Here is a 13318-nt window from a genome sequence, read left to right on the forward strand (position 1 = left end):
CCGCCTCAGCCAAAGCTGAAGCGGGGGCTTCATCCCTAGAGCTCCTAATCAGAGACTCTAGAAAACCACTCAACGAGGAGCGAACAGACTAGAGGCTACTCGTCATCGTCCTCATCGTCGTCATCCTCAGTATCCAGAGGAAGCATCATCTCATCGGTCAGGGCGCGACGCAGAGTATCCAGGCCCACCGAACCGAGCAGAAGCGCACGCGTGTGGAACGCACGCATGTCATCGCCGCGGCGCAGAGCCTGATCGCGCAACTCCAGCCAGAGGCGCTCACCAATCTTGTAGCTCGGAGCCTGACCCGGCCAACCCAGGTAACGCAGGAACTCGAAACGCAAGTGGCCCTCGGACTCGTCCAGGTTCAGCTTCAAGAACTCGTAACCCAGCTCAGAAGTCCAGATGGTGCCCGGCTCAACGCCCAACTGCTCAGCCCACTCGGCGGGAATCGGCATCTCGCAGTGAACACCAATATCGAAGACCACGCGGGCGGCGCGCATACGCTGAGCGTTCAGCATACCCATGCGGTCACCCGGATCCTTCAGGTAGCCCAGTTCCTCCATGAGGCGCTCGGCGTACAGCGCCCAGCCCTCACCGTGACCGGAAACCCACAGCATGTTCGTGCGCCAGGAGTTCATGGTGCCCTTCAGAGCCGTGGCGATAGCAATCTGCAGGTGGTGGCCCGGAACACCCTCGTGGTACACGGTGGAGGTTTCACGCCAGGTAGTGAACGTGTCCTCACCCTCGGGAACCGACCACCACATGCGGCCCGGACGCGAGAAATCGGGGGAGGGGCCGGTGTAGTAAATACCACCCTCGTTCGTGGGCGCAATGCAACACTCAATGCGGCGCATGGGGCCGCCAATTTCAAAGTGAGTATCCGCCAGGTTCTCCACCGCGGCGTCGGCGAGCTTCTGCATCCACGCCTTCAGCTCATCGGTGCCGTGCAGCTGACGTGCCGGATCCTCATCGAGCAGCTGCTTCGCACGCTCAATGCTTGCGCCCGGCTCAATCTCCTCGGCAACCTCACGCTGACGAGCAATAATGCTCTCCAGCTCCTTCACGCCCCAGGCGTAGGTCTCGTCCAGGTCAATGGTGGTGCCCAGGAACGAACGGGAGTGCAGGCTGTACGCCTTACGGCCCACAGCGTCGCGGGAGGGAGCGACCGGCTGCAGCTTCTCCACCAGGTAGCTGTTGAGGCGGCGGTAGCCTTCCTTCGCAGCCTCGGCACCGGCGGCAGCCTCATCCTTCAGGGCGGGGACAGCCTCGGCGACCTCAGCCGCCAAATCATCAAAGAAACCACCGGGAGCGTAGTACGCGGCGGTCTGCTCAATGACAATATCCACCTGGCGGCGCGGGGCAACCTTACCCTCTTCACGAGCCGCCTCAAGAGTCTGGATGTATCCCTCCAGTGCCTCGGTGACGCGGTGCATACGCCCAACAATATGCTCCCAATCCTGCTGGGTGTTGCGCTTCATCAGGTCGAAGACCGAGCGCACTTCCTGCGGGACGGACGCAATATTGTTCAGCTGCCAGCCGCCAAAACCAGCCTTGTACTGCTTGCGGTACAGGCTCAGACGCTCCTGCAGAGCATCCAGGGTGACCAGGTCAACGTCATCAATAGGCAGGACGTTATCGACCTTCTTCAAAGTCTTCTTCGCAAGGCGCGCAAAAGCCTTCTCGCCGGCGGGCGAGTAATCGGGGTACAGGGTCTCTACGCCCTTACGACCAAGCTCGGTTGCATGGACGGGGTTCAGGTCGAGGACCTTTTCAAAGTATTCGTTAGCAATCTGATCGACGTCGGTCAGCGAGCGCTTCAATCGGTAGATGCTGGGAAGTTCCTGGTAAGTGCTCATGTTCATATCCTAACGCAGGGGTGTGCCTCCAACCACGATTTTCGGTGATTTAGCTCGCTTAAACCGGCAATATTACGGGCTGAGCGGCACCGAACACGACGAAAAGGGCTCACCTGTGGACAACTCACCGGGGCGCAGGCGCGAAAATGCCCCGGCTTTCTCCCACCTGAACGTGCAGGAGAGAGAAAACCGGGGCATACCCAAGATGGGCTAAAAGCTGCTAGCTGGTGACTTAGCCGGCGAAGTATTCACCGTTCAGCTCCAGCAGACCGTTTGCGCTCTCGACCACGCCGAGGCGGTGCGCAATGAGGCGGTCCTGCAGCTCATCGCCGGACACCAAATCCACCAGAATGTTCGGGTACTTGGTCGAGCAGCGGATGAACTCGTCGTACGCCTCATCGCTGAACGCCGCGTTCGTGATGAAGGTGCCGAGCTGACCGCCGCGGGCGTGAATCGCCAGGAAGAACGCGGTAATATCCTGCGGCTGAACGCTCGCGGACAGCACACCGTTCGCTACCGGGCGCAGAGTACGCACGTAGAATGCGCGTTCTTTTTCACCGGTGGCGGGAGTTGCCACACCATCTACGCCCTGAGCCTCCAGAGCCTCCACCGTGTAGCCGCGCATCAGGAACAGATCGAAACCAATGCTGCGGAAACGCTCCTCAGACACCTGAGCCAGCGCCGGAGCCAGCGCCTCGCGGCGGAAGACCTGACGGTAACGCTTCAGAGCCTCACGCACCTGCGCGGCAGCCACCTGCAGCGCGGTCGAGGACTCAGCAGCCGAAACAGCCGGAGCGGAAACAACCGGCTGGGCAGGAGCCGCGGCGGGTGTAGAAACAGCGGGCGCAGAAACAGCAGGAGCGGGCACGGCAGGCTGGGCGGTAGCCGCAGCGACCGGCGCCGGAACCTCAGCGGGAGCCTGGGTAGTAGCCGCCACCGGCGAACCGGCAGGACGCGCCAACAGCGCCGGAGAAGCACCCGGCACCGGAGCCAACGGCTCACGACCCTCACGGGCCGCCAGACGAGCCTGACGCTCCGTCGCGCGCGCCTCCTTAGCAGCCTGAAGAGCCTCCTCACGAGCCTGCAGTTCAGCGGCAATATCCTGAGGCAGCTTGTGCTTGAGCGACTGCGGCGGTAGCGGCGCCATGCGGGCGGTCACCGCCTCCGGAGCACCCTCCGGGAATCGCTTGAGCAGCTCCTTACCCGCCTCGCTCAGCTCGTAACGCTCCGGGTTCTTGCGGGAAGTACGACCGGTACCCTCACGCAGAGCATTCAGGTAGCGCTCGCCCTTCAGCACGTGCATCGCCACCGAATAGCGGTTACGCAGACGCGGGGTCAGCTTATAACGGTGCGGAGCAATCTCACCCTGCAGGTACGGGATATCCAGGGCGAGCTTCAACTCATCGTAGATGTCGTAGTAGGAGATACGCGGGTTCTCCTCCACGAGCTTCAGAATCGGGTACAGCAACTGATGCGGGTACGGCAGAGCATCCACCGCTGCAGGATCCAGCAGAGCCGAAGCCACCAGCTTCTGAACGCTCGGCTCAACCATCTGCGCCAAAGCCGGTGCAAACGCAGGACCCAGCGAGTAGACGGTCTCACGCTCGGAGAGGTAGTGGTGGGCAATCAGCACATCGTAGAGGTAATCCTGCGCGTCAATCTGCACAAAATAGGGGTTCGAGGACGCCTGCTGAATGCGCTCGTCGCGGTCAAAGACCTGCTCCAGGCTCGGAAGGCTCAGCTCCACATCGGCGCCGTGGTCGTTGAGGGTGTCGAGCAGAAGAACGCCCATATGAGTCAGCAGAGCGTCAGTTGCGGCAATATCCTCAGCCGTAATGGAGGCGCCCTCATCCTTCACCAGCGCCAGTACGGAGCTCAGCTCGCTTGCGGGCACGCCAGTCTCCCCGTGGCGTGCCACCAGATCCTTCGCCGAAGGCGACAGCGAGTACAGCGTCAGCGGAGAATCCGTGTGCTCGTGAATGGTCTTGGTGCGCAGGTAGCCCTCACGGGTCAGCAGGCTCAACGCCTGAGCAATCACCGGCTCAACAATGCGCTGCTCCAGGTACGACAGACCGTACCAGCCCTGCACAAAACCGCACTCACGCAGCACCAGCTCGCGAATCTTCACGGGCGCCGCCGCAGGGTAGGACGGGGTAACGCTCAGGACAATGGGCAGAAGCTCACGCACCGTAATGTGCGAGAGCAGAACCGGGTAGAACTGCTTCAGATAGTGCAGGTACACGCCGCTCTGCAGAGGCAGAACCGGCAGAAGAGCCTGCGCCTGCTGCTCCTTCGCGGTGCCCAGAAGCTCGCGGCCCGCTTCGCTCAGAGTGTAGTGCAGATTGCCCGGATGCAACTGGCTGAGGGACACCTCAAGATAATCAGCATTGACCAGCGCCGCAATCAGCTTATTGAGTGCCTCACGGAAGAGGACATTGTCACCGACCGCAATGAAACGCTGAGTCATGTTGAAACCCAGGTCCACGCCAACCGGGGTGTACATATCGGGGAAGAAAACCTTCTCGCCACGATCCTGCGCGCGCTCAAAATGGCGGAGCAGAGAGAAAGCCGCCGCAACGCTGAGAGTGCGTGCTTCCTCGGGTAGAGCCTCCCACGAGGTTTCCTGCTGCAAAGAGTGCAATTCGGAATGATCGATATGGAGCATTGTTTTATTCACAAAAGCCACGCCGGGCTCCTTATCTAGTGTTATTTATCGTGCAGGCGTTCTTCATAAAGTGCAGTCATGCGAACGGGAAAATAATCACGAAAGTGAGCGGCACCATCTTTATTTTTGGGCCGGCACTTTGAAATCCCGCAGTGAAGAGAAGCGAAGAGAAGCAGGGTAGGTAGTTTTTTCTCAACCCGTCCCGCTTACGCACCGTCTTCAACGACGAACACTTCAGAAAAGAACGCTATAAATTGGGGTGAAGTGTCTAGACCGTCACGGGTATATTCACTTCGTGAAATAATGCGAAGAATATATAACGCATTACCTTCATTATTGTATCGGCTGGTTCGAGAAATAACCTAGATTTCTAAAACCAGCCGATATGTGAAAAATATCCTCAAGGAAAAGTGAAAATACATTAAGTGAAATGACGTGGGAAATGCATGAAGGCCAGAGATATTCGGAGAGAAATAACTCGCCCCAGAAACACCCCGGCTACTCCAAGCCGCGGGCAAAATACTCCTCGTCAATGCGGTAACCGCACTCGCCCTCACCATCAAGAACACCCACACGGTGACGAATCATCAGCTCCACCAACTGGTGTCGATCAACCAGCGCAATATTGCGAGCGCCGGGCAAACCCTGCAAATACTCGGGAACCGGATGCGCAAAAGCACCGCAGGTCACCAAAACACCCTGCAGGCCGCCGTGCAGAAGCACTGCACCGGCAAGCTTCTGAATCTCGTTGGGGGTGACCTTCATAGTTCCGCAATAATGCTTCACCTGAATATAAATCGGCGCGAAATCCAGGCCATCAGAATAGCGGGCAATAACGTCAACACCCTTATCATCAGCACCGCCGGTTACCTCGGTGTTAAAACCAAGAGCCGTAAAAATATCGGCAACAATCTGCTCAAAATATTCTGGCGTCACCGCGTGAATATGCTGAATCAAATCCTGCGTAAAATGCTCCGCGAACTCAGCCTGAGCGTGAATCACCGGCGAATCGCTGGCACGCAAAATAATATCCAGCGGAGACTGACCGGCAGGCCAGGTCTCGGCAGTACCCGCAGAATTCAAAGCATGCGCAAGATGCGCCGCGCCGGTTGCCTCATAAGCAGCGGTGGCGGCATCAGCATGATCAGCGCCTGAGAAATGCGGCAGAGCATGAAGGACGCCGGTATCAGGAGTGCCAAAAATGAGGCGATGCTCCTCCTCGGCATTCTCTAGTAGCGCGTTCGCCTGCTTCTTGAGCTTCTTCACGCTTTTCGCCGTCAAACTCTGAGAGCACAACGCCTGCACCTGCTTCACCACACGCGGCGGCACCGAACCGTGCAGATGCGGGGTGCAGGTTAGCTCGGCGCCCAGAGGAGTGAGCAGGTACTTCCTCTTCTCCCACGGGGTTATACGAGGCATCAGCTGGGCATAACGAAGTGCCACCAAGATTTTCAAGGTGGTGCGCACAGCCACCGCAAAATCGGTGGATTCAAGAGCCGGTAGGTTCTTCTTCGACCCCAGCGCCTTAGTCTGCTGCCGCAACTGCTCGCTAACATAGGCGGCGGTGCGGGGCACAGTCTTCGACAAGCGCCGTAGCGTCGGCAACAGAAGCGCGATATAGACATCCGGTGGGGGCCTATGGTTTTTATTCAGCATCTTTGCCATGGTCCCTGCCAATTTACTAACACTATTGTGATGGTATATACATCCTAGCATCAGCACATATCATCATGACTTTATTGGCTCTAATGTGACGAAATCATAAGAATCAGTGTATTAGATATTGAATAACGCAATATAAATCTTGAATTTGGGGCAAAACAATAAATTCCCGTCACACCAGCCGGTGTAACGGGAATCTATCCGTCAGATGAGAGCCACCCGCATTACATGGGGCGAGCGCGCCTCCACGAACCGGGGCCGGGACGCAACGAAACACCCAGGCGCTGACCGCGGTTCAGGATACGTGAAGCGGCACCCACCAGCGAGTTCTGCTCCTGCTTCGCGGCGCTCGCCTGCATCATCGCCACCACGGCGGTCAGCGCGGCAATCTCCTCCGGGGTGGGGGAGCCCTTGACCACCTTCAGCAGCGGCTCCTGTTCAGCGTCAGTATCTACCGAAGACTGAGCAGAATCCTTCGCGGCGCTGGATGCGGTATCCGCGTGCGCAGAAGAACGTGCGGAGCTACGCTCAAGCTGCTCGGGGCTCTCAGCAACCTCCGAACTATCCTTCTTTTTACCGAATGAGAAATAACTCAGCGGGTTGTAGCCTGCCAAAGGCACGCCTCCTTAGAAAACCTAAAATCCTGGGGATGCCTGCGCCACAAGCGGCGTGGGCACAGCGGAAGCCTACAGTGGGATGTTGCCGTGCTTCTTCGCCGGGGTAGCCGCACGCTTATCGTGCAGGGCACGCAGCGAAGAAATAATGCGCACGCGAGTCTCACTCGGGGCAATAACCTCGTCAATGTAACCCAGCTCAGCAGCCTGGTACGGGTTCAACAGCTCTTCCTCATACTTGGTGATCAGCTCAGCGCGGCGAGCCTCAACATCGCCACCTTCAGCCGCCAGAGCAGCCAGCTCACGACGGTACAGAATATTCACCGCACCCTGAGCGCCCATCACGCCAATCTGAGCGGTGGGCCACGCCAGGTTAATATCGGCACCCAGCTTCTTCGAGCCCATCACAATGTACGCGCCGCCGTATGCCTTACGGGTAATGACGGTAACCAGCGGAACGGTCGCCTCCGCGTAAGCGTAGAGCAGCTTAGCGCCGCGGCGAATAATGCCGTTGAACTCCTGATCGGTGCCGGGTAGGAAGCCGGGAACATCCACAAAAGTCAGAATCGGAATGTTGAACGCATCGCAATGGCGCACGAAGCGGGCAGCCTTCTCGGATGCAGAAATGTCCAGGCAGCCGGCGAACTGCATCGGCTGGTTCGCCACAATGCCGACCGTGCGGCCCTCAACGCGGGCGTAACCAATCATCACGTTCGGGGCGTACAGCGCCTGCATCTCCAGGAAGTGGCCGTCATCGACCACGGACTCAATGACCGCGCGCATATCGTAAGGCTGGTTCGCCGAATCCGGAATCAGGGTGTCCAGGTCCAGATCGTCTACCGTTACCACGGGCTCCTGGTCGTGCTCCAGGGGCAGGGGCTCGGCAAGGTTGTTCGACGGCAAGAACTCCAGAAGCTCACGCACAAAGTCAAAAGCGTCTTCCTCGTCCTCAGCCAGGTAGGTGCTGGTACCGGTCACCGAGTTGTGCTGACGCGCACCACCGAGGGTCTCCATGTCCACATCCTCACCGGTCACGGTCTTAATGACGTCCGGGCCGGTAATGAACATGTGCGAGGTCTTATCCACCATGATGATGTAGTCAGTCAGAGCGGGGGAGTAAGCGGCACCGCCAGCGCAGGGGCCCATAATGACAGAAATCTGCGGAACCACGCCGGACGCACGCACGTTCATGCGGAAAATGTCAGCAAACATCGCCAGGGAAGCCACGCCCTCCTGAATGCGGGCGCCACCACCATCGTTAATGCCGATAACCGGGCAGCCGTTCTTCAGAGCGAACTTCTGCACCTTCACAATCTTCTCGCCGTTCACCTGCGAGAGGGAACCACCGTAGACGGTGAAGTCCTGCGAATACACAGCAACCAGGCGGCCATCCACGGTACCGTAACCGGACACCAGGCCGTCACCCAGAGGCTTCTTCGCCTCCATACCGAACGCGGTGGTGCGGTGGCGGGCGAGGGCATCAAACTCAACGAAAGAACCCTCGTCCAGAAGCATATCGATGCGCTCGCGGGCGGTGTTCTTGCCGCGTGCGTGCTGCTTCTCGATAGCTGCCTCACCGCTGGGCGCGAAGCTGCGCTCTCGACGTGCATAAAAATCAGCGAGCTTACCGGCGGTGGTGCTCAAATCAAATTCCTGCTGGAGGTTCTCGGACATTATTCCTCGTTCCTGCTCCACCCGATTGTCGGGAGCCAGTGGTTGCGGTGATGGTTGTTCAGAAAGCCCCGAAGAGCGCTCTTGAACAATGTGCATATCCCTCAACTATAGTGCGAACTAGGGCACATATGCCAGGTGAGAAGCCAGAATATCAACACTAGATACACTTTTATGCACTCAGTACCCAAGAAGGTGTATATAGTAAACGAAAAGTGCGAAAGAGCGGCTCAAAAGAGCACAGAAAACCCCCTCTCGCGCAGGCAATCCTTGCCGGCGGAAAGGGGGTTTGCGTTCAAACTTTCAGCGTGAAATGACGCTTAGATGGTGCCCAGAACCGGGTTCCACTCGGTCACGGTGTGAGACAGAACCGCGCCACCAACGTTCATCGGGTCGTTAGCCACGATCTTTTCAGCTGCCTCAGCGGAATCAACCTTTGCAATCAGCAGAGCGCCAGCGGGGGTCTCGCCGTCCAGCAGGGGACCGGAAACGATCAGGTTGCCCGCCTCAATCTGCGAACCAAGGTACTCGCGGTGAGCCGGACGGTACTTCGCCTGCTCCTCGGGAGCAGCGTAAACGTAAGTAATTGCGTAATAAGCCATAGCGGTCTTCTTTCGAGCAGGGCGGAGGAACCTCCGCAGCCGGTCGGTGCTTCATGCACCCTCATTGTCTAATGTACCGTCTCGGGCGCCGGGCGGGCATCACCGGCGGCAAGAAATTGATATGGTGAGAAACCAGTGCGACTCGGTAGAAACCGGCAGGTTTTGGCGGCGGGTCGGAGTACTGCAGAGTAATTTCGGGCAGGACAGAAAGGTACAAGCTATGGAGGAGAATATGTACACCGAGAGCGATCATTCGGTTTTGGATGCGCCACGCATCCGCACCATTGCAATGGAAACCGGGTACTCCAGCGTGAACCTCTACGATCAGGTGGATTCCACCACTACCCGTGCCCGCGAACTGCTCATGGACGGCACCGACCCCGAACGTGAACAGCTCGGTGAACTCTCCGTCTACGCCAGCCTCTACCAAAGCGCCGGACGCGGCCGCCTCGCCCGCGCCTGGACTGCCCCTCCCGGGGCCTGCCTCGCCGCAAGCATTGTAGTGCGCCCGCATGCCTCCGCAGACCCGCTCGCCCGAGAGCTACCCGAAGGCAGCTACCACTGGATGACCCTCATCGCCGGGCTCAGTGTGGTCGATATTTGGCGTAGCTACGGCGTCGATGCCGCCCTCAAATGGCCCAATGACGTCATCGCGCAGGGAGCCAAAGGCTGTGGAATCCTCGCCCAGCTCGTCCCTGAAAGCGGCGCTACCGAGGGGCAGCGCAGCATCATTGTGGGCATCGGCCAGAACACGAATATGTCCGCCGAGCAGCTGCCCGTACCCACCGCCACGAGCCTGAGCCTGTGCACCGGTGCCGTGGTTGACTCCTCCGAGGTGCTCACCCGACTCTTGAGCATCTTCGCCCGCCGCTACCGCGCCTTCGTGCGCGCCGGCGGTGACCCCGAACGCCCCGACCCCCTCAACCCCGACCCCCTCAACCCACAGAGCATCAGCCTGCTCGACCAGGCACGCGCCACCACCGCCACCCTTGGAGCCAGCGTGCGCATGAGCCTGCCCGACGGAAGCACCGTAGAAGGCGTTGCCGAAGACCTCGACGCGCAGGGGCGCATCCTCATCCGCCGCGAGGACGGAACCATAGAGCCCTACGCGGTGGGCGATATTGAGCATCTTCGCCCCGCCAACGGTAGCTACGGAGATTTTCAGCAGGCACACTAGAAGCAGCCCCTAAAATTTCAGCCCGGCACGGCAACATCCCTCAACCCACACCACCTCAACCGGCGCCTCTAGTCGGAATACAACAACCAGCACAGCTAAGGAACACCATGCGTTTGCGCGGAAAACTCAACCCCGGTGAGCATGTCATCATTGCGACCCGACAGCACTACGGTGCCCTGCTGCCCACGCTTGCCTACCTGCTGGTTGCAATCGCCGCATCAACCTTCGCCTCCACGGCACGGTCCTCACCGATTCTGTGGACTCTCGGCACAATCTGTGCGGTAGGTACCCTGCTCGGTGCCGTGCGCACCGCCTGGCGTTGGGCAACCACCTACTACCTGCTGACCACCCACCGGCTCGTGGTGCGCCGCGGCATCATGACCCGCAGCGGAGATGAGTCGCTCTACCTGGACTCCATGGGGGAGCGCTGGGCAAAACAACCCGGTCCGGGAGCCTGGCTGGGGTACGGGTCGGTGTACGTGGTGTGTCGCGGGGTGCACCACCGCCTGACCTACGTGCCCGATCCCAAGCGCTTTGAAAAAGAAATTAAAGCCGCCCGACGCGACTACTACGCCCTGCGCGCTCGCTATATTTAGGGCTTCATCGCCTCTGCGACCGAGTTGGGAGGGAACCGTCGGAGTGGCTCAGAGCCTAAACTCGCTGCTAAATCTGCCGAAAAAATGCGGACTAGAGTATTCTTAAATGTGAATTACTCCACTAAAATATCTTTGGGTGCGGGCGCTTTGACGCCCAAAACACCGCAGTGGGGGGTATATTAACAAGGCGCTATACAGTGAAGCAGTGCACAATCGACGCACGGCACACGCCAGCGCATCCGCACGACAGAACAGATGATCCGGCAGATATGAAAGGAGCGGCAGCGGCAATGAGCACGGCAGACCACCATGAACCTGCGCACTCTCCGCAGGGTACCGGCGCCACCATGGGCCCCGAAACCCAAATGCTGAACCTCAAAATTCTGCAGAACCTCGCCCAGAACAATATCTACCGCGACGAGGAATCCAAGGCGGGAATCCGAGCCCTCGAAAAGTCGCTCCTGGGACAGGGGCGCCGCTACACCCCCGTAGAAGCCGCAGAATGCGCCGGACTTCCCCTCGAAACCGCCCAGCGTATCTGGCACAATATAGGCTTCCCGACAATTGCCAACCACTCGCCCTACTTCACTGAAACAGACGTGCAGATGCTCGCCGACCTGCAGAAGTTGGACGCAGACGGCGACATTCGCATGGAATATGTGGCATCCCTCGTGCGCGCTGAAGGTCAACTGACCGACCGTACCGTCGCCTGGCAGATTGAGGCGCTCGTGCACAACATTATGGTCACCGAAAACCTCAGCGATAATGATGCCCGCCGCAAGCTCCTCAAAGACTTCCCGCGTTACCTCGAGGTTCTCGAGCGTCTGGCGCTCTACGCATACCGTCGCCAGATGTACGCCGGAATCCTGCGCCTGGGATTGCGCGAAAACAACGTGACCACCTCCGGACTTTCCCGCCTGCCCCTGGTGCGAGGCGTAGGGTTCGTTGACCTGGTTTCCTATACCTCCCTGGTGCGTAACCTGGACGCCGCGGCTCTTTCTCAGCTCATCAACCACTTTGAGCAGAGCTGCCTGGACGTCATCGCACCCCTGGGCGGTCGCATTATCAAGACCCTCGGTGACGAAGTCTTCTTCCTCACCGAAACCCCGGACACTATCGCAGAAATTAGCCTGCAGCTCTCCGAAAAGATCGGCGCCGACCCGCAGCTACCGGAAGCCCGCGTCGCCTTCATTTGGGGCGAGGTTCTGGCTAACCGCGGCGACGTGTACGGCTCCAGCGTGAACCTGGCTGCGCGCCTGGTCTCCCTCGCTGAACCGGGTACCGTGCTGACCGATAATGAGACAGCAAACACGCTCCGACAGGTGGGAAATCGCTATACTCTCACCTCTCAAGGGACGCGAAACGTTAGAAGCTTTGGTAACGTAGACCCCGTGGCGGTGACTCGTCGCGCGAACTACACAATGGAGATAGACCTCTCATGACTGAACTGAAACTACGTACCGGTGGTGCAACGCACCGCGGCGCACATCGAGAAAATAACGAAGATTCGATGGTCGTCGCCGGTTCCCTTTGCGTGGTCGCGGACGGCATGGGAGGCCACGAAGCCGGCGAAGTAGCATCGCGTCTGTGCGTGCGTCAGCTTGCCTACTCGCCCTTCTTCACCATGCCCGGTGGCCGTAGCGAAGAGGAGCAGCAGGCCTACGCTGAACGCCTCGCCGCCATTGACGAATCCGACCCCGCCAAGCGCCGTCGCCGCGCAAACACCCTGCTTAACAATGAAATCGTGGGCACCCTGAACCGCCTGCACGATATCCTTGGCGAAACCAACGAAGAAATTAAGCAGGCGCTCTCCCGCGCCGGCGGCACGACCGTCACCGGCGCCTGGCTGACCAGCATCGGTGACCGTAACCTGTGGGTTATTTTCAACGTGGGTGACTCCCGAACCTACCGCCTGCTGCGTGAGGACGAGGGTATTCACCACTCCGCCATGGAGAAGCTGCCCGGCGCTGAAGGGGCCGCCTCGCTGGAGCAGGTCACCACTGACCACTCCGAGGTGCAGTACCTGGTTGACGAGGGTCAGATTACCGCCCTGGAGGCGCTGACCCACCCGCGCCGCAACGTGATTACCCGCGCGCTGGGTACCGGCAACTACTGGGAACCGGACTTCTGGGTTCTGCCCGCCCGCGCCGGTGACCGCCTGATGCTCTGCTCCGATGGTCTTTCCGGTGAGCTTTCGCACGAATACATGGCACGCGTACTCACCTCGATCCGCCACCCGCAGGACGCCGCTGACGTGCTCCAGCACGAGGCGCTGCGTTCCGGCGGTCGCGACAACATTACCGTGATTGTTGCCGACGCTGTCGAAGCCTAAACTTCATACCTTGTGATTCACCCCCGTTTCCTTCGGGTGCTCGATTGAGCGCCTGCAGGAGGCGGGGGTGAACTGTATCCGCGCACAGAAACTAAGGAAGCGCAATCCGGTAAGTGGCTACGGCACGCTTGCCTCATCGTTTG

Annotated in this window: 10 protein-coding genes; 4 read left to right on the forward strand and 6 right to left on the reverse strand. The window is 59.3% G+C overall.

The genetic code is table 11. From position 1 onward, the window contains the following. Positions 1–95: 95 nt before the first annotated feature. The 6 genes from HMPREF2765_RS03085 to HMPREF2765_RS03110 form a co-directional block, all read right to left on the reverse strand. On the reverse strand, positions 96–1856 hold the full coding sequence (locus HMPREF2765_RS03085) for a DUF885 domain-containing protein (RefSeq protein ID WP_049358767.1): 1761 nt from the start codon (positions 1854–1856) through the stop codon (positions 96–98). Positions 1857–2088: 232 nt separating this feature from the next. Further along, positions 2089–4542 carry a restriction endonuclease gene (locus HMPREF2765_RS03090; protein WP_070604232.1) on the reverse strand — a complete coding sequence of 818 codons (2454 nt, stop codon included), beginning with the start codon at positions 4540–4542 and terminating at the stop codon, positions 2089–2091. A gap of 477 nt (positions 4543–5019) precedes the next feature. Beyond that, the gene (locus HMPREF2765_RS03095) at positions 5020–6108 is read right to left on the reverse strand and encodes a restriction endonuclease (protein WP_246824911.1); all 1089 of its coding nucleotides are present in this window, start codon (positions 6106–6108) and stop codon (positions 5020–5022) included. Positions 6109–6407: 299 nt separating this feature from the next. Beyond that, positions 6408–6803 carry an acyl-CoA carboxylase subunit epsilon gene (locus HMPREF2765_RS03100; protein ID WP_371326374.1) on the reverse strand — a complete coding sequence of 132 codons (396 nt, stop codon included), beginning with the start codon at positions 6801–6803 and terminating at the stop codon, positions 6408–6410. A gap of 66 nt (positions 6804–6869) precedes the next feature. Beyond that, complete coding sequence (locus HMPREF2765_RS03105; protein ID WP_070604233.1) at positions 6870–8471, reverse strand: acyl-CoA carboxylase subunit beta; 1602 nt, start codon at positions 8469–8471, stop codon at positions 6870–6872. 317 nt (positions 8472–8788) lie between these two features. Continuing rightward, the gene (locus HMPREF2765_RS03110) at positions 8789–9070 is read right to left on the reverse strand and encodes a YciI family protein (RefSeq protein WP_005507003.1); all 282 of its coding nucleotides are present in this window, start codon (positions 9068–9070) and stop codon (positions 8789–8791) included. Between the two features lie 220 nt (positions 9071–9290). Here HMPREF2765_RS03110 and HMPREF2765_RS03115 point away from each other — a divergent pair, with 220 nt between their 5' ends. The 4 genes from HMPREF2765_RS03115 to HMPREF2765_RS03130 all read left to right on the forward strand — a co-directional run bounded on the left by HMPREF2765_RS03115 (position 9291) and on the right by HMPREF2765_RS03130 (position 13175). Then, complete coding sequence (locus HMPREF2765_RS03115; RefSeq protein ID WP_070604234.1) at positions 9291–10247, forward strand: biotin--[acetyl-CoA-carboxylase] ligase; 957 nt, start codon at positions 9291–9293, stop codon at positions 10245–10247. Between the two features lie 107 nt (positions 10248–10354). Continuing rightward, positions 10355–10843, forward strand: coding sequence for a hypothetical protein (locus HMPREF2765_RS03120; protein WP_005508853.1), 489 nt, complete (start codon positions 10355–10357; stop codon positions 10841–10843). A gap of 290 nt (positions 10844–11133) precedes the next feature. Further along, the gene (locus tag HMPREF2765_RS03125) at positions 11134–12285 is read left to right on the forward strand and encodes an adenylate/guanylate cyclase domain-containing protein (RefSeq protein ID WP_049345199.1); all 1152 of its coding nucleotides are present in this window, start codon (positions 11134–11136) and stop codon (positions 12283–12285) included. Continuing rightward, a complete protein-coding gene (locus HMPREF2765_RS03130; RefSeq protein ID WP_012903977.1) occupies positions 12282–13175 on the forward strand; it encodes a PP2C family protein-serine/threonine phosphatase in 894 nt (297 codons plus the stop codon). The genes HMPREF2765_RS03125 and HMPREF2765_RS03130 overlap by 4 nt, the downstream gene beginning before the upstream one ends. Positions 13176–13318 lie beyond the last annotated feature (143 nt).

It is taken from the genome of Rothia sp. HMSC062H08 (assembly GCF_001810775.1).
Taxonomy (GTDB): Bacteria; Actinomycetota; Actinomycetes; order Actinomycetales; family Micrococcaceae; genus Rothia.